General features: G+C 70.8%; 13 protein-coding genes. 8 read left to right on the plus strand and 5 right to left on the minus strand.

What is annotated here, in order from left to right; all coding sequences use genetic code 11:
- Positions 1 to 44: 44 nt before the first annotated feature.
- From ACWC24_RS18395 to ACWC24_RS18415, 5 genes are read right to left on the minus strand one after another with little or no spacing between them, the layout of a single operon-like run.
- Positions 45 to 983, minus strand: a complete 939-nt coding sequence (locus ACWC24_RS18395) for a VOC family protein (protein WP_450663866.1) — start codon at positions 981 to 983, stop codon at positions 45 to 47.
- A 12-nt stretch (positions 984 to 995) separates the two neighbouring features.
- Positions 996 to 2,000, minus strand: coding sequence for an amidohydrolase family protein (locus ACWC24_RS18400; RefSeq protein ID WP_450663867.1), 1,005 nt, complete (start codon positions 1,998 to 2,000; stop codon positions 996 to 998).
- Positions 1,997 to 3,127: an FAD-dependent oxidoreductase gene (locus ACWC24_RS18405; protein ID WP_450663868.1), complete on the minus strand. Its 1,131-nt coding sequence runs from the start codon at positions 3,125 to 3,127 to the stop codon at positions 1,997 to 1,999. The genes ACWC24_RS18400 and ACWC24_RS18405 overlap by 4 nt, the downstream gene beginning before the upstream one ends.
- Before the next feature lie 23 nt (positions 3,128 to 3,150).
- Positions 3,151 to 4,116: a cyclase family protein gene (locus ACWC24_RS18410; RefSeq protein WP_450663869.1), complete on the minus strand. Its 966-nt coding sequence runs from the start codon at positions 4,114 to 4,116 to the stop codon at positions 3,151 to 3,153.
- Positions 4,113 to 5,114, minus strand: a complete 1,002-nt coding sequence (locus ACWC24_RS18415) for a fumarylacetoacetate hydrolase family protein (protein WP_450663870.1) — start codon at positions 5,112 to 5,114, stop codon at positions 4,113 to 4,115. The genes ACWC24_RS18410 and ACWC24_RS18415 overlap by 4 nt, the downstream gene beginning before the upstream one ends.
- Positions 5,115 to 5,296: 182 nt before the next feature.
- Between ACWC24_RS18415 and ACWC24_RS18420 the strand changes: the two genes are divergently transcribed.
- The 8 genes from ACWC24_RS18420 to ACWC24_RS18455 all read left to right on the plus strand — a co-directional run bounded on the left by ACWC24_RS18420 (position 5,297) and on the right by ACWC24_RS18455 (position 17,520).
- Positions 5,297 to 6,208: a LysR family transcriptional regulator gene (locus ACWC24_RS18420; protein WP_450663871.1), complete on the plus strand. Its 912-nt coding sequence runs from the start codon at positions 5,297 to 5,299 to the stop codon at positions 6,206 to 6,208.
- Between the two features lie 267 nt (positions 6,209 to 6,475).
- Positions 6,476 to 7,732, plus strand: a complete 1,257-nt coding sequence (locus ACWC24_RS18425) for an MFS transporter (protein ID WP_450663872.1) — start codon at positions 6,476 to 6,478, stop codon at positions 7,730 to 7,732.
- Between the two features lie 100 nt (positions 7,733 to 7,832).
- Complete coding sequence (locus ACWC24_RS18430) at positions 7,833 to 9,122, plus strand: CHAT domain-containing protein (RefSeq protein ID WP_450663873.1); 1,290 nt, start codon at positions 7,833 to 7,835, stop codon at positions 9,120 to 9,122.
- A gap of 15 nt (positions 9,123 to 9,137) precedes the next feature.
- Entirely contained in the window at positions 9,138 to 9,461 is a 324-nt protein-coding gene (locus tag ACWC24_RS18435) for a hypothetical protein (RefSeq protein WP_450663874.1), read from the plus strand.
- Positions 9,458 to 10,075 (plus strand): hypothetical protein, encoded by a 618-nt coding sequence (locus tag ACWC24_RS18440; protein WP_450663875.1) that lies wholly within the window; start codon positions 9,458 to 9,460, stop codon positions 10,073 to 10,075. The genes ACWC24_RS18435 and ACWC24_RS18440 overlap by 4 nt, the downstream gene beginning before the upstream one ends.
- Positions 10,072 to 14,478, plus strand: a complete 4,407-nt coding sequence (locus ACWC24_RS18445) for a hypothetical protein (protein WP_450663876.1) — start codon at positions 10,072 to 10,074, stop codon at positions 14,476 to 14,478. The genes ACWC24_RS18440 and ACWC24_RS18445 overlap by 4 nt, the downstream gene beginning before the upstream one ends.
- Positions 14,479 to 14,785: 307 nt before the next feature.
- Positions 14,786 to 16,093 carry a DUF3500 domain-containing protein gene (locus tag ACWC24_RS18450; protein ID WP_450663877.1) on the plus strand — a complete coding sequence of 436 codons (1,308 nt, stop codon included), beginning with the start codon at positions 14,786 to 14,788 and terminating at the stop codon, positions 16,091 to 16,093.
- On the plus strand, positions 16,090 to 17,520 hold the full coding sequence (locus ACWC24_RS18455; RefSeq protein ID WP_450663878.1) for a HupE/UreJ family protein: 1,431 nt from the start codon (positions 16,090 to 16,092) through the stop codon (positions 17,518 to 17,520). Before ACWC24_RS18450 ends, ACWC24_RS18455 begins: the two co-directional genes overlap by 4 nt.
- Positions 17,521 to 17,641 lie beyond the last annotated feature (121 nt).

Here is a 17,641-nt window from a genome sequence, read left to right on the forward strand (position 1 = left end):
AGGGCGGATGACAGGCGCCCGCGCCCCGGGAGTCGGGAGAGGGATCAGACCGGCGGGGCGACGAAGCAGCCGCGGTCGGGGTCGTTGAAGGACTCCTTGGCGACCAGTTCGTTCATCGGGTTGGCGGTGCCCCACTGGTCGGTGACCTCGGGCCGGGAGAAGTCGTAGACGTGCGGGTGCCAGGTGTCCTCGTCCAGGCATTCCAGTTCGGTGGTGTACTCGACGGTGTTGCCGTGCGGGTCGAGGAAGTACGTGAAGGTGTTGTCACCGGCCATGTGACGGCCGGGGCCCCAGATCTTCTGGAAACCGGCGCGGATGACCCGGCCGGAGCCGCGCATGTACTCGTCGATGCCGCGCATCTCGAACGACACGTGGTGCAGGGAGGTGTGCGGGCCCTTCGCCAGTGCCATCGAGTGGTGCTGGCTGGAGATCCGCATGAAGTGCATGACCTCGCCCATGTGCGGCGAGCTCAGGGTGTCGGAGAGCCGGAAGCCGAGGTGCGTTTCGTACCAGGCCCGGGTGCGGTCCAGGTCGGGGGAGTTGAGGACCACGTGGGACAGCTTGACCGGGATCGACTCCTTCTCCTCGATCTTGCGGTGCTGCCGTACCGCCACGTCGGCCGAGACCTCGACGGTCCGGCCGTCCACGTCGAAGAAGCGGAAGCCGTAACCGCCGCCGGGCGTGTCCACGGTGCCCGGCCGCGTGATCAACTGCACGCCGCCGGAGAGGAGTTGCTCGGCGAGGGTGTCGACGTCAGCGGGCGTGGCGGCGCCGTAGGAGACGAGGTCGAGGCGCTTCTCCTCGGCCTTGCGCAGCCGGACGACGTACTGCTCGGGGGAGCCCTCGGCGGCGAGGAAGGAGATCCCGGAGTCCTCGGCGACCTCGGTCAGGCCCCAGACGCCCGCGTAGAAGTCGAGTTGTCTGTCGTAGTCGGGCACGGCCAGGTCGACGTGCCGCAGATGGGTGAGCAGTCGTGCGCTCATGACGGTTCCTCCTCAGGACAGGGTCAGGTCGAGCAGGGCGGAGGCGGTGCCGCCGCGGACGGCCTCGAAGTCGGCCTCGGGGACCTGCGCGGCGCGCAGCGCGCCGAGGGGGTCCTCCGTGCCCATGTCGAAGGGGAAGTCGGAGCCGAGCAGCACCCGGTCGGGTCCGGCGACCCGGATCAACTCCCGCAGGACGGACGGGTCGTGCACCAGCGAGTCGAAGTACAGGCGCTTCAGATAGCTGCTGGGCGGATGAGCGCAGCCGGCGGCCGCGTCGGAGCGGGCGGCCCAGGCGTGGTCGGAGCGGCCGATGTGCGTGGGCAGATAGCCGCCGCCGTGGGCGGCGATCACCTTCAGCGCCGGGTGACGGTCGAGGACTCCCGAGAAGATCAGGTGCGACAGCGCGACGGCGTTCTCGGTGGGCTGTCCCACGGTGTTGGACAGGTACCACTGGTCCAGACGCTCGTCCAGCGTGCAGCCGAAGGGGTGCAGGAAGATGAGAGCGCCCGTCTCCTCCGCCCGCGACCAGAACGGTTCGTAGGCCGGGTCGGACAGTTCCAGGCCCGGGGCGTGGCTGGATATCTCCACGCCGGACAGGCCCTGTTCCAGGGCGTGATCGAGCGCGCGTACCGTGTGGTCCGGGTGCTGGAGCGGTGCGAGGCCGAGGCCGCGCAGCCGGTGCGGAGCGGCTGAACAGTGCTTGGCCGTCGCCTCGTTGGCCAGCCGGTACAGCTTCTCGGCCGTCTCCTCGTCCGTCCAGTAGTGGTAGTGCGAGGGCGAGGGGCTGACGAGCTGGACGTCCACTCCCTGCGCGTCCATCGCGGCCAGCCGTGCGGCCGGATCGGTGAGCCGCGGGACGCGGTCGCGCACCATGGGGCCGCTGACCGCGAGGGCCGCGGGGCCGTTGCGCCGCGCGTCCAGCGCTCTCGCCGTCGCCTGCCCGGGCAGGCCCTCCACGAGTGATTCGACTTCCGGCAGCAGCACGTGCGCGTGGACGTCGACGGTGGGCGCGGTCACGGCAGCTCCCTGAGCATCGTCATCGTGCGGCCCATGAGGGCGGGCACGTCCGCGTCGCGTACGCCGTCGAGCTGCCACTGCCCGATCTGCACGGACGCCTCGACCACCGGACGGACGCGGGTGATCCGCCGGTCGTAGTACGACTGCAGGAGCGCGTCGTCCCAGACCTCGGCGCCGGTCAGCAGCTGCGCGAGCACCCAGGCGTCCTCCAGGGACAGGGCGGCGCCCTGCGCGAGGGTGGGCGGACAGCAGTGGGCGGCGTCGCCGACGAGGACCACGCGGCCCCGGTGCCAGGAGCCCTCGACCAGCATCCGGTCGAACCAGCTGTAGTTGACCTTCGCCGGATCGGTGATGTGCTCGGTGATCTCCGGCCAGGATCCTCCGTAGGCCGCGGTGAGGCCGCGCATCTCGTCGGCGTAGGACTCCGGCGGGAGCGACGCCCGGTCGCGGTTGGCCTCGACCACGTAGGCGTAGATCGTGGTGTCGCTCGTCGGACAGTACCCGGCGATGTAGGCGGGACCGCCGTAGGCGAGATCCGTGCGGGTCACGCCGGTCGGCCGGGGCACCGCGACGCGCCAGATGGCCATGCCGGTGGGCTCCGGCTTCGCCGTGATCCCGATGGCCGCGCGGGTGGTGGAGCCCATCCCGTCGGCGGCCACCACCAGGTCGTAGCGGCCCTCGGTGCCGTCGGTGAAGCGCACGCCCACACCGGAGTCGTCCTGCTCCAGGTGCTCGACCCGGGTGCCGAGGCGCACCGAGGCGCCGCTGCTGCGCACGGCGTCGATCAGGATCTGCTGAAGTCGGGGGCGCTGCATGCCGACGGTGGCGGGCAGGTCGTCGCCGCCGGTGCGGATGTCCTCGGCGACGTGCAGGACCGTACCGTCGGGAGCGGTGATGCCGACGGACCCGAAACCGAAACCGGAAGCGCTGACCTCCTGCCACACGCCCAGTTCGCGCAGTACCCGCAGGGCGTTGCCCTGCAGGGTGATGCCCGAGCCGGCGGTGGCGTTCCAGTCGTCCTTCGCCTCGATCAGGTCGACGGCCAGACCGGCCCGGCGCAGCAGAATGGTCATGGCGTTACCGGCGGCGCCACCGCCGATCACCAGGACCGTGCGGGCTGTGTTCATGCAGAACTCCGTTGTCGAGCGAGTCACTTGACCGCGATCGGGTTGACGGGGGAACCGACGGCGCCGGTGATGCGCAGGGGAGCGGCGGTGAGCCAGAACTCGTACACACCGTCCGCCGCGCAGTCCTCGGCGAGGGCTTCCAGGTCCCACATCTCGCCGATGAGGAGTCCGATGTTGGGTATCGCGACCTGGTGCAGGGGCTGGAAGGCGTTCTCGAACTCGTTGGGGCGGACCTCGAAGCCCCAGGTGTCCGTGGCGATCGCCGCGATCTCGGTGCCGTGGAGCCAGCCGGCCGTGGTGAAGGACAGGCCCGGCGCGGGGCCGCCGGCGTAGTCGCCCCACCCGTCCCGGCGGACGCGCGCGAGCTGACCGGTGCGCACCAGCACGATGTCGCCGCGTCCCACTCTCACCCCGTGCGCCTCGGCGGTGGCGGTCAGGTGCTCCTGGGTGACGGCGAATCCGTCGGGCAGCTCGCCCGCGGTCCCTATGACCCGTCCCACGTCCAGGAGCACGCCGCGCCCGGCCACATGAGGGGCCATGTGCTCGATGCCGGTGACCAGGTCGCCGTCGGAGGTGACGACCTTCTCGGCCGCGCGACCGTTCCACGCCTTGCCGTGGTCGAAGATGTGCCCCAGCCCGTCCCACTGCGTGGAGCACTGGAGCGGCATGGCGATCACGTCGTCGGCGCCGCCGATGCCGTGCGGGAACCCCTGCCGGCCGAGGGCCGCGTCGGTGCCGGTGTCCAGCATGGTGTGCACCGGGTTGGTGCGCCGCCGCCAGCCCTTCTGCGGGCCGTCCATGTCGAAGGACTGCGACAGCGAGAAGCTGACCCCGCGCCGGACGAGCCCGGCGCCCTCGCGGCGCTTGTCCTCGTCCAGGAAGTTCAGGGTGCCGAGCCGGTCGTCCTCGCCCCAACGGCCCCAGTTGGAGAAGGCCTTGGCCGCCTGAGCGATCGAGCCCTCCGGGTCACGGGGATCGAGGGCCGTCATGCCGTCGCCTCCGCCACACATCGGGTGCGCTGGGCGCCGAGCCCGGTGACCGAGCCGTCCATCACGTCGCCGTCGCGCAGCAGCCGGCCCCAGTGCATGCCGTTGCCGGCCGGGCTGCCCGTGAGCACCAGGTCGCCCGGGAGGAGACGAGCCGTCTGCGAGGCGTACGACACCATCCGCGCGACCTTGAAGATCATGTCCTTGGTCGACTCGTCCTGCATGGTCTCGCCGTTGAGCTTCAGCGTCACGCGCAGGTCGTCGGGGTCGGCGATGGACTCCGCGGGCACGATCCACGGGCCGAGCGGCGTGAAACCGGGCGCGTTCTTGCTGCGCAGCCAGTCGGTGCCGATCTGCGGCATGTCCCGGCGGAAGACGGTCGACCGGTCGGTCAGATCGTTGGCGATCGTGTAGCCCGCGATGTGCGCGGCCGCCTCGTCGACGGACACCCGGTACGCGGGCCGGCCGATCACGACCGCCAGTTCCAGCTCCCAGTCCGGCTTCTCGGCCCAGGCGGGCAGCACGACGTCGTCGTAGGGACCCGTGATCGCGCTGGGCAGGCCGATGAACACATAGGGCAGGTCCTCGGCCGCCCGCCGGTCCATGATCTCCGCCGCCTCCGCCCGCCGTTCGGCCTCGGGCCGGTCGTCGCCGGGGGCACGGTGGGCCACGTGCAGGTCGATCACGTGCTGCCGGTAGTTCGCACCCGACTGGAAGATCTGACGCGGCTCGACCGGGGCGTGCACACGAAGGTCCGTGATCGGCGTACGGCCGGCACCGGTGTCGGCGGCCAGGGCGCGCAGCTGCGGCAGGATCTCGTCCCAGCGCGCCAGCAGGTCCAGCACGGTCAGCCGTTCGTCACCCAGCGCGGCCCGCAGGTCGAGCGCGTTTCCGTCAGGCGTGACGAGAGCGGGAAAGCGGGGCCCGTCGGGGGCCGAGAGAGTCGCGAGGGCCAACGGTCCGGCGAAGAGTGCGGACGCGGATTCAGGTTTCACGGACATGTCCTCCTGATTGCGGTGGGACTAATCTGAACCCCGGACCTCTGATCAGGGAAATCGATTCTGTGGATGACCTCAATCCATCCGATGGATCCCGCTCCATGGATCCCGCTCCATGGATCCCGCTCCATGGATCCCGTTCCGTGGATCTCTCCTGGTCGGTATCGCTCTGCGGAGGAACCCTCATGAACCTGGCCCGCCTGGACCTCAACCTCGTCGTCGCTCTGCGCGCCCTGCTGGAGGAGCGCAACGTCACCCGTGCCGGGCAGCGCGTCGGGCTCAGCCAGCCCGCGATGAGCGCCGCCCTGTCCCGGCTGCGCCGGCACTTCGACGACGACCTGCTCGCCCGCGTCGGCGGCCACTACGAGCTGACCGCGCTGGGACAGGTGCTCCTGGACCGGACCGCCACCGCCTACGACGTGCTGGAACGCCTCTTCGCCAGCCAGGCGGACTTCGACCCGGCCAACGAGAACCGGGAGTTCAGGCTGATGGCGTCCGACTACGCCGTGGCGGTCTTCGGCGCCGAGCTGGCCCGCGTGATCCATGAGGAAGCGCCCGGGATCCGGCTGCGCTTCTCGCAGACCCCGACGACCGTGGTGGACGACACCGCCACGCTGCTGAGCGCCTGCGACGGGCTGTTCATGCCGCACGGCGTCATCAGCGACTTCCCCGCCACCGACCTCTACGACGACCGCTGGGTCTTCCTCGTCGCCCAGGACCACCCGAGCGTCGACGACCGGCTCACCCGCAAGGACCTGGCCCGCCTGCCCTGGGTGACGTACCAGCGTACGTACGACGCCCCGGCGGTGCGCCAGCTCGGCATGCTCGGCATCGAACCACGGGTCGAAGTCTCCGTCGACAGCTTCCAGTCGCTGCCGCTGCTGGTGGCCGGCACCCGGCGCATCGCACTGATCCAGGCACGCATGGCCCGGATGATGGAACCCGTCGCCGCCGTCCGGGTGGTGGAGCCGCCCTACGAAGCCGTACCGCTGAGAGAGGCGCTGTGGTGGCACCCGGTGCACACGCACGACGCGGCCCACATCTGGCTGCGCGAGACCGCCGCGCGCGTCGGGGCCCGACTGGGCCCTCAGGACTGAGCGGAGCTCATGGGACTCCGGACAGGACGCCCGTCGGGCGGGAGGCCGGCCCGGCCCAGCCGACGACACCGCCATCCAAGCGCTGGATCGGGAGCATCGGCAACCTGGATGGCGTGAGGGCTGGGCAGGCCGGGACCCGGAACGCATAGTCGTGGGACACCACGGCGCCGGTCGGCCGCCCGCGGGGCTGCCTCCAGCAGTTCCGGCCCGGCGCGGTCCGCCCGCTGCACAGGCCTTTCCCTCCCTCTCGTCCCACGGAGTGTCGCCATGCCCGCTTCCGCCACCCCGCCCGCCCACGAACAGGCGGGGGACCCGGCCGTCGGCGGCAGGCTGCCCGCCGTGCTGCTGATGGCGGGCAGCTGCCTGCCGATCCTGGGAGCCGTCCTCATCGCTCCGGTCCTGCCGCGCATGCAGGACCACTTCGCACACGTCTCGGGCAGCGAGGCCCTCGTCCCCCTCGTGCTCACCGTCCCCGCCCTCTCCCTGGCCGTGCTCGCCCCGTTCGCCGGAGTCCTCGTCGACCGGCTCGGCCGCAAGCGCCTGCTGGTCGTGGCCACCGTGCTCTACGCGCTGTTCGGCACCGTCCCGCTCTGGCTGGGATCGCTCTACGGCATCGTGCTCAGCCGCTTCCTGGTCGGCGTCGCCGAAGCGGCCGTCATGACCTGCTGCACCACGCTGATCGGCGACTACTACAGCGGCCGGACCCGTGACCGCTACCTCGCCCTTCAGACCATGTGCGCATCGGCGTCCGCCACACTCTTCTTCGTCCTGGGCGGGGCCCTCGGCTCGATCGGCTGGCGAGCGCCCTTCTGGCTGTACGCCGTCGGTCTGCTGCTCGCTCCGGCGATGGCCCGGGCGCTGCCGACCCCACGTCCGACGACCGAGCCGGCAGCGTCAGGCAGGCCCCCGTTCCCGCTGCGGCGCATGGCGGGGATCTGTGCGCTGACCGTCTTCGGCGCCGTGGTCTTCTACACCGTGCCCGTGGAGATGTCGTACCTCATGGACGACCTGGGCGTGCGGTCCACGGGAGTGGTGGGCGCGGTCACGGCGCTGGCCAGCGCGGCCACCGTCGCGGGCTCGGTGCTCTTCACCAGGCTCAGCGATCGGCCCCGCCGCCGTATGCCGGTCCTCTTCCTCCTGTGCGCCGTGGGCTTCGTCCTGATGGGAGCGACGGACCACGTCGCCCTTCTCGTCGTCGGAGCCGTCGTCAACTGCGTCGGTACGGGGCTGCTGTTGCCCTCTCTGCTGACACTGGCGCTGTCCCGGCTCGACTTCGCCGACCGCGGGCGTGGCACCGGCCTGTGGACGGCGGCCTTCTTCCTCGGCGAGTTCGCCTGCCCGCTCGCCCTGTTGGCGGCCAAGGGCATGCTCGGCACCCTGGCCTCGGCCGTCGTGCTCCTCGGCCTGCTCACGACGCTGGTCTCGGCCGCGCTGCTTTCCGTGAACCGCCGCTCACCGAAGACGACGCCCGGGCAGGCCGCGTATGCAGGTGGACTCATCGCCTCGGACAGTCCGGGTGACTGATGATCGACCACCGGGCCGCGGGCTGCCATGCGCGAGATCGAGAGCGCTGAACATCCCTATATTCCATACATGTTCCGGCTGAACGGTTACATTGGTGACTATGGTCGAGCCCCAATCAGTGCAGCGGAAGGCGATCGACCGACGCGTCGCTCTGGCGCGTGAGTGGGATGATCTCGTGGGCCGTGCCCGGTCGCTGGGCCCTGAATTCGCCGGCTTCCTCGATCCGCCGCGGTTGAGCGAGCTGACACCGCCTGTCGGCACGGGCACCGCGGTCCTGATCAACGTCACGCCGGAACGCTGCGACGCACTCCTGGTCTCGGCCGGCGGTGTCCAGCCGGTCCCGCTGCCCGGCCTGTCCTTGCGCGAGGCCGGTGTCCGGACGACCGCGCACCTCGCGCGGCTTGCGCGTCTCGACGCCGCCGCCGCCAGGATGGTGCACACGGCGCACTGGGCCGGGGCCCGGCCCAGTGCCACCAACTTCACGGCACATCATCGGGCCAAGACAGAGCTCCTCCAGGCGCAGGACGACGTCGACGGGCACCTGTCGGCGGATCTCGTGTGGCTGTGGGACGCGGTGACCGGACCGGTGCTCGAACACATCTGTTCCGACAGCGCCACCGGGCGTCGTGACACCCGGGTCTGGTGGTGCCCGACCGGCCCGCTGAGCTTTCTGCCGCTGCATGCCTCGGGGCACCACGACGGCAGCGGCGTCAGCGTGCTCGACCGCGTGACCTCCTCCTACACGCCGACGCTTCGCGCGCTCGCGCTCGCGGCGCAGCCACCGCGCGAGGAACGGCACCGGCGGATGCTGGCGGTCATCGTCGAAGATCTGGCCGGTCAGCCGCCGCTGCCACAGGCCGAGGCCGAACTGGAACTGCTCCGGCAGCTGTTCCCCGGCGATCAGCTGACCGTCCTCGACGGCCGGGCGGCGACCCGGGCCGCCGTGCTGGACGCCCTGCCGCACCACCGGTGGGTGCACTTCAGCTGCCACGGCCGCCAAAACCTGTCCAACCCCTCACGAGGCGGGCTGCTGCTTGCCGACGGGCCGCTGACGGTGACCGAACTGGGCCGAGGCCGGTTCGACGGCGAGTTCGCCTTCCTGTCCGCCTGCATGACCGCGACCGGCGGCGTCCACCTGAGCGAAGAGGTCATCACGCTGGGAGCAGGACTTCACTACGCGGGATTCCGGCACGTCCTGGCGACCCTGTGGTCGATCGACGCGGATGTCGCGGCAGACCTGGCACACAAGATCACCAAACGGCTGGTGACGGACGGCCGGCTCGATCCGACGGGCTCCGCCGCCGTCGTCAACGAGGCGGTCCTGTCGCTCCGTACAGACTCCCCGACCAGGCCCAGCAGATGGGCGTCCATCACCCACACCGGCCCCTGACGCTCTGGAGCGAGCTTGAGCCACCTGGACTACCGCCCCGTCACGGACGACACCTTCGCGACGACCGCGGCATCGACGTTCACCGCGAAAACCGTCTCGGCGGGTACGACGGAACTGACCGGCCCCTGCCCCCGGTGCGGAACGATCATCCGGATACCCGTGGTCACCGGCATCTACAAAAGCTTCCGTCTGCTGCGACGGCGGCACGCCTCGCCCGCGCCGGACGCCCGGCTCGAACCCGTGATCTGCACCTGCGACGACGACCACCCGGGACGACCGGATGGCGATGTCGGCTGTGGTGCGTTCTGGATCTTCCGCCTCGAGTCGGCCGCGGAGTGAACGTACGTCTGGCAGCGGGGGGACATGCCAACAACGCCCTCGGCGCCAGTGCCCGACAGCGCCACAACGCGCTGCGCACCGAGTTGCCGAGGGTGCGCGCCGCGGCGCTCGCGTGGCGCAATGGCGTAACCGGTCTGCTGACCGCACTGGTCGGCTTCAGCGTGATCCGCGGGCGCGCGGAGATCGACAAGGTGGCCACGCCCTGGGACCTGGTGGCCGGCCTGCTGCTGCTCGGTGCGCTCATCGTCGGCGCGGCCGGAGCACTCTGGGCGCTGCGCGCCTGCAACGGGCCGACCGGGCTGACCCCGGTGGACTCCACGACCTCCACCGTCACACAGGATCACGTCATCGCCGAGGCCGCGTTACTGGACCTGAGGCGCGGTATCGCCGGAACCCTGCTGTGCGGGGCCTTCCTCATCGGGGCCATCGCGGTCACCTGGTACGCCCCTGGTCGATCCGACCCCGGTATCCGCCTCCAGATTCCTGGAGCGGTGGTGTGCGGAACGAACGCCGGGATGGATCACGGCACGCTCACGCTCAAGACGGACGCGGGGCCCGTCCTCGTGAACCTCGACCAGGCACTGACGATCCAGGCGGTGGAAACGTGTCCGTGAACGAGGACGACGAGGGGCGCGACCGCATCATCGAGCGTCTTCGGAGCCGCATGGACGACATCGCGGACCTCGAACTGCGCGCTGCCGCCCTCGGGTTCCTGGCGTCGCTCCTCGAAGCGCGCGCGAGAAAACCGGCAGATCTCAGCGAGGCCGCCGACGCGTTGCGCGAGAGCGTACGGCTGACCGGTGATGCGGAGACACGGGGCAGATACCTCTACAACCTGGGTGCGCTTCTGCAGACCACGGCCGAGAGGACGACGAGTTCCTCGGCGTTGAGGGAGGCCGTCGAGGCCTACCGGATGGCGCTGCCGCTGGCCGACGCGGAGATACGAAGTGACTGCCGGCACAACCTGATCCGCGCCCAACTCGGGTTGGGCAGGCTCGCCGACCGTCCTGGCATGGCCCAGGAGGCGTTCGACATGGCTCGGACCTGGCTGGCCGAAGGGCGCCTGGAGCCCCGCGTCGAGTCAGGGGTGTGGGACGCGGTGCTCTGGGGGCTCGAAGAGCGGTGGGCAACGCTCGACATGTGCCTCGACGTCCTGGACAGGGCCCGCGAGAACTCGGTCCTCCCCGGACCGGACTCCGTGCGCGGCGAACGGTTCCACCGGTTGTGCTGGATTCTGCTCCGCGTCGAAGAACTGACGAGTGACGCCCGGTACGCCGCCGAGGCGGTACAGGCCGGCCGGAGCGCTGTCGCCCTTCTCCCGCCGGGCCCGACGGATCCCGGACATGCCGAGGCGGCGCTCGCCGACGCACTGCGCGTGGACGGCACCCACAGACGCGATCCCGACATGCTCGAGGAGGCGGTGCGGGTCTCGCGCTCGTTCCTCGCACGCTTCGAGACCGGTCACCCCGACCATGCCAGGGCGAGCCGCGGGCTGGCCGCAGCCCTGCTCGCCCTGGACCAGATGGCGAGCGATGACGCAGGTGCGCGCGAGGCTGTCGACCACGCGGCGGCGGCCGTCGCAGGGGCCACGGAGCCGGAGCACCTGACCGGTGCACTGCCGACCCTCGCCGAGGCCACTCACCACATGGCGGTCACGTCCGGTGATCCCGCGCTCCTGGACGCCGCCGTCGATCACTACAGGCAAGCGCTCACCCGACCCCGGGCCCAGCGGGGCAGGGTGGCGGTGCTGCTGAACATCGCCGAACTGCTCCTGAATCGCGCCGGGTATCGGGAAGCGACTCGGATCGCCGACCTCAACGCCGCGATCGCGGCGCTCTCCGAGAGCCTTGCGCTGATGTCCCCAGGGCATCCCCGCCGACGGCGGGCCGCGACCATGCTCATGGGCTCATACGCCTGGCTTTCGACCGGTGAGGAAACGGACCAGGTCCTCGACGAAAGCCTCGCCGCCGGGGAGAGCCTCGCAACCTGGGTGTGTGAGGACACGTCGGACGGGCTCGCCTGGGCCTGCCTGCTCGGCCTGACCACCGGCTATCGCACCCGGTACGACCGGCACCGCGACGCGTCCGATCTCAGCCGGGCCGTCGAATGGGCGGAACGCGCCTACGAAACGATCCCCGGCTACGTTCAGGGCGATCCGGCGTTCCTGAGCACATTCGGCGTCACCTTGCGCATGCGGTACAACGTGACCGGCTCAGCGGAGGACCTGACCAAGAGCGTCGACTACGGTGCGCGGGGGCTGGTTGTCGCCACGCCTGGCGATCCCGCACTGCCCGAGCAGATGGCGCAGCAGTCGGCGAACCTCCGTGAACGGTTCCACGCGTTCGGCGATCCCGAGGACATCGAGCGCGCCGTGGACCTCGCACGGAAGGCGCACGAGCAGATGCCGGAGCCGAGTGCGGTCGTCCTCACCCATCTCGGGGCGGCGCTCAGCGAGCGATACCAGGCGTACGGGGACGACGCCGACCTCAATGACAGCATCGAGGCCTACCGCGACGGCCACCGGGCGATCCCACCGCAGGAGCGATCGGCCGACAACGCGCTCGTGGTGCTGCACAATCTGGCGGTCGCCCAGGCGAAACGCTACGGACGGCACGGGATCCCGAGCGACCTGGACGACGCGATCGAGGGCACGGAAGCGGTGGTCGCAAGGACACCGCGAACACATCACCAGTACGTCGTCCGGTTGAACAGCCTCGTCCAGGTCCTGCGACATCGCGCGGCCCAGCCCGGTCACAGGAAGGATCTGGACCGGGCCGTCGCCTACGCGTGGCAAGCCGTAAAGATGTCCCCGCCGGAATCGACCATGCACCGGACGGCGGTCGCCGCCCTGCTCGGGTTGTTCGCGGTTGCCGGGCGGACCGCGGAGAACGCGCCCTCCTTCGACGACGCGGTGACGCTCGGACTGCGCATCGTCGATGACGGCGACAGCACGAACCCGGGCTGGGCGGCCGTGGCAAGCAGTATCGGCCTCGCCCTCCTCAGGCGTGGGGCGGATCGCGGCGACGCCGAGGATCTGGGCAAGGCGATCGACATCTTGCGCGTCGACGCCTCGAACAGCTCCGCCAGCGCCGGACGGTCGGCCCTGATGCTGGGCAGGGCGCTGATCCACCGGGCCATGGCCACCGACGACGCCGCGGACCGGGCGGACGCTTCGAGTGTGTTGTGGGAGGTCGCCTCCCGGGGCACGGTGCCCGCCCGGATCAGGTTCCACGCCGCACGCTCGTGGCTGACGGTGGCGGACCGCGCATCGCCGGATCTGCCCGAGCGTCTCGACAGGATCATGGGCCTGTTGTCGGTCTCGGCGTGGCGGGGTTCCTCCCGGGCGGTGCAGGAGTCCTGGCTGGTCGACCATCGCGGGTTCCCCGCGCAGGCGGCCCGGGTCGCACTGGAGGCGAACCGGCCCGACATCGCCGTGGAGCTGATGGAGCAGGGGCGCGGGGTCCTCTGGTCGCAGTTGCTGGAGCTGCGCACCGATCTGGCGCGGATTGCCGACGTCGATCCCCGACTGGCGGCCCGCATGGGCGAGGTGCGCGACAGCCTGGACGAGCTCGCCCTCCTGGACGACGGCCTTCTCGAGGAGCCGGTCGAGACGGAGCCGGATGCCCCGGACCGGGCGGAGACCCTGTCCAAGGCTCGCGAACTGCTCGCGCGGGGCGACAGAGCCGGAGTCGTCGGGCTTCTCGGGCCGCTGGCCGACGCCGACGACCCGGAGGCCGTCGCGGTGGTCGAGACGGTCAAGGGCGCACAGCTGTTGGAGTCCGAAGAGCTCAGTCAGGCGAAAGTGGCCTTCTTCCGGTCGATGACTGTCGGTGCCGGGCAGTTTGCGGCCAAGGCGGCGGGGGCGCTCGGCGACATTCTCGGCGGCGAAGGGGACTTCGACGGCTGTGCCGCCGCCTACGAGCGGCGGCTCGAACTGGACGACGGCGGGGAGTCGGCGTCCTCGACGCGGGAGGCCCTGCGGTGGCTGACGGCCCGGAAGTCCAGAAGGGTGCAGGCCCCGCCGGCCATCGACCACCTGATCCTCCTGGGCGATCCGCAGGCACGAGCCCACGCCGCCAACGAGCTGTTCCAGCACGGCGAGGACGCCGAACCACTCCTGGTGCTCGAATGGGCCATACGGGAGATGCCCGCCGTCGCCCATGACACGCTGCTCGGCGCGCTACGAGCACGCCTCGGTGACTACGCCGGAGCACGCGAGGCCCTGGAGTCCGCACTGACCGCACCGGATCCCCAGGTCGCGGCACGCGCAGCTCTGAGTCTGGGCGACCTGTGCGTCTCGGAGTTCACGGCGGCCGAGGCCCGGCACGCCTACCAGCTCGCCCACGACGGTGCGGACCCGGAGACGGCGGAACTCGCACGGGACCGGCTCGCGACCGTCGCACCGGCCGAGGCGGCGGCGATGCCCGGCGACCTGTTCGACTTCGGCCGGTACGTGGCTCACCGCGAACCGCCGGCTCAGGCGCTCGAGACGCTGACCACCTCGATCACCGCGGGAGACTCCCGCGCCAGAACCCACTACTACCTGGCCGAGATCCAGGCGCGGCTCGGCGGCTTCGACGTATCCCGGACGCTGCGCCGGGCCATGGCCCTGGCGGGAGCCGACGAGACCGCGCTGACCGCGCTCTGCCGGGCCTGGCTGCGAGCCGAACGAGAAGACAAGGCGGAGAGCCGGAAGGCTTACGAGTACGCGTACCGCCTTGCCCGCACCAGCGGCGATACGGAAGTCGCCGCGCTTGCGACAACCGCGCTGGCGTCGTACCTCACTGCGGCGGGAGACCTCGACGGGGCCGTAGCAGCCTATGAACGGGCGATGGAGACGGGGCACGCACAGCATTCCCCTGCGGCGGCTTTCGACTTCGCACTTCTGCTCGCCAAGCACAACCGGAAATCCCAGGCCAGGCAGGTCTACCGGCAGATCATCGAGACCGGACATCCCGTACAGAGCCGAGTTGCGGCGATCAACCTGCGCCGGATGGACGTGAACCGAAGCAGTTGACGCTGTCCAAGGATCACGGAGTCGCACGGCCGAGCGGCAGCGCTGCCCGGCTTCGTGATCCTCGGCCGAGCTCTCTCGCGGCCGCGCGTCGGCTGCTGGAAGCCAGATAAGAGCAACCTGTCAACGCGCCCAGTACTTTTGCTGGATACGCGGAGCAATCCCACCGAAGGGGACGCACTCCGGGAACCTCGCCTTGAGGTGTCAACAATATTGCTGATAGTTCTCTCGTCGATCGCGCGCGTGTCCTGGACGGTGCCGCCGGAAGAACCTGCGGCACCGTCTCCCACCCTTGTCTTCAGGGAGTGTCGTGAGCAAAGAGAGAACAAGTCGGGTGCGCAGCCGCAGGGTTCGGCGGGGCATCGCGGGCGTGGCCGCCGGAGTGACCCTCGCCGTCGGCGGATTCGCCGTGGCGAACGCCTCGACCACCACCGGTGGGACGAAAGCGGCACCGGTCGCCAAGCGTCCCGTCGACAAGAACGCCAAGGGCGTCGCGGCCGTGGTCAGTGCCGCCAACGCGTTCCTGAACACGCTGGACTCCGACCAACAGGCGTCCACGGTCCTGGACTTCTCGCAGGCGAACGCGACCGCCTGGTCCAACCTGCCGTGCGGCTCCTCCTGCCGTCCCGGCATCGGCTTCGGCACCCTGACCGATGACCAACTGGCGTCCGCAGAGCACGTGTTGAAGGTCGCCCTGGGTTCCGGCAAGGACACCGGCTACGAGCACGTGCTGCAGACCCTCGAGGCCGACGACGTGCTCGCCTCGGCGGAGGCCACCGGCTCCGCCTCCGGCGCGCCCACCGCGGAGCCGACCGACTCGGCCACCGCGGAGCCGACCGACTCCGCGTCCGCGGAACCGACCGCCTCGGACTCGGCCGCACCCACCTCGACCGCCACCGATCTCCCCACCGGCGCCCCGCCCTCCGGCGGCCCCGGCGGCGGCGGAGGACCCGGCGGCTTCTCGTACGGCAGTGGTTCCTACTACCTGGCCTTCCTCGGCACGCCGTCCGCGACCGGCACCTGGCAGCTGCACTTCGGCGGCCACCACCTCGCCGTCGACATCACCTACAAGGACGGCAAGGTCGCCGGCTCCAGCCCCTTCTTCACGGGCGTCGAGCCGACCAGTTGGACCGCCGACGACGGCACCACCTACGCGCCGCTCGCGAAGTTCCGCGACGGGCTGCTGAAGCTGACCGGCAGCCTGAGCACCGGCCAACTGGCCCAGGCCGAACTGTCCCAGTCCTTCGGCGACGTGCTGCTCGGCCCCGGCCAGGACGGCAAGTTCCCGGAGACCAAGGAAGGCATCAAGGTCAGCGAACTGTCGCCCCAGCAGCAGAAGCTGGTCCTGGCCGCCATCCACCCCTGGGTCGCCGACGTCGACGACGCCACGGCGGCGCAGCTCATGAAGACGTACGCCAAGGAGCTGTCCGAGACCTACGTCGCCTACTCCGGCGGCACGGGTCTGGACACCCAGGGCGACTACGTCCGCATCGACGGCCCCAGCGTCTGGGTCGAGTTCGTCTGCCAGAACGGCGTGGTCTTCCGCGACCAGATCCACTACCACACCGTGTACCGGGACCACACCCGCGACTACGGCAGCGAGTTCTCCTTCTCATGACCGCATCGCGAAACTGGCTGACCGCAGCATTCGTACGCCTGGTGGCCGGGATCGCGATCGCGGTGCCGGCGGCGCTCCTGACCGGGGCGTCGCCGGCCGCCGCGCATCCGATGCCGCACTCGGTCGTGGAACTCGACGTCCACCAGACCGCGGTGAACGCGCGGCTGGAACTCCCGGTCGGCGAGTTCGCCGTGGCCAGCGGCATCGACCTGAGCGACGCCACCGGGGCCACCCTGTCCCGCAGGGCCGCGGCCGTCCGCGCGTACCTCGGATGCCACATCCGCCCGGCCACCACCTCCGGAACGCAGTGGCAGGTCACCGTCGGCGCGCTCAGCATCAGCCGCGCCGAACAGACCTCGACCGGCCGGTACCGTGAGCTGGTCGCCGAGGCCGTGCTGACCCCGCCCGCCGGTGGCGATGTACGGCACTTCACCTTCGGCTACGACGTCATCGTCCACCAAGTCGTCACGCATGTGGTCCTGGTGTCGGTACGTCAGGACTGGGCAGCCGGTCAGGTCGACGGCAAGGGCACCACCCAGGTCGGCACCATCCGGATCGACACCCGGACCATGACGGTCCCGGCCCTGAAGGTCGACCTCGGTGACGGCAGCGTCTGGCGCGGATTTGTCGCGATGGTCGAACTGGGCGGCGACCACATCCTCACCGGCACCGACCACCTGCTCTTCCTGCTGATCCTGCTCCTGCCCGCTCCCCTGGCGGTCCGTGGCCGCCGTTGGGACGGTCTGGTGGGCTCCCGCACCGCACTGGTACGCATCGGCCGCGTCACCCTGGCCTTCACCGCCGGGCACTCCGTCGCGCTGGCCGCCAGCGCGCTCGGCCGACTGGACATCCCCGCCTGGCCGGTCGAGGCGTTCATCGCCGCGAGCATCCTCGTCGGCGCCGTCCACGCCGTCCGCCCGCTGTTCCCCGGTCGGGAGGCGGTCGTGGCCGGGGTCTTCGGACTCGGGCACGGCCTGGCGTTCTCCTTCGTCCTGGCCGAGATGCACCTGTCCACCGGACAGCTCGTGACCAGCCTCCTCGGCTTCAACCTCGGCATCGAGCTGGTCCAGCTCCTGCTGGTCTGCCTCGCCCTGCCCGCACTGCTGCTGCTCGCACGCCTGCGCGCACAGCCGGTGCTGCGGCTGACCGGCGCGGCGCTCACCGGCACGGCGGCCCTGGGGTGGCTGCTGGACCGGCTGGGACAGCCCAACCCGGTCGCGCGGGCCGCCGACGGCGCCGGATCACACACCACGGCACTGCTGGCCGGGCTGGCGGGGACGGCGGTGGCGGCCGTGGTGTGGACACTGACCGCGCGGCGGCGTCCAGCGGCCGACGGCGCCTCGGAAGCCCAGCGCGTCCAGGAGGACCGGGACGACGAGGCCGCGTCCACGTCCGCCGACCGCGCCTCGGGGGCGCGGCCCGCCTGACTTCGGGCCGAACGTGGTGCGGCGCATCGTTTTGGTGGCCTTGGACCGGGCAGTGCGGGAGATTGTGCTGCCCGGGCTCGGCTGCGGCGCCGGGCGCCTGACCGAGGTTCCTCGGTCAGGC

This window comes from Streptomyces sp. NPDC001443 (genome assembly GCF_053597355.1).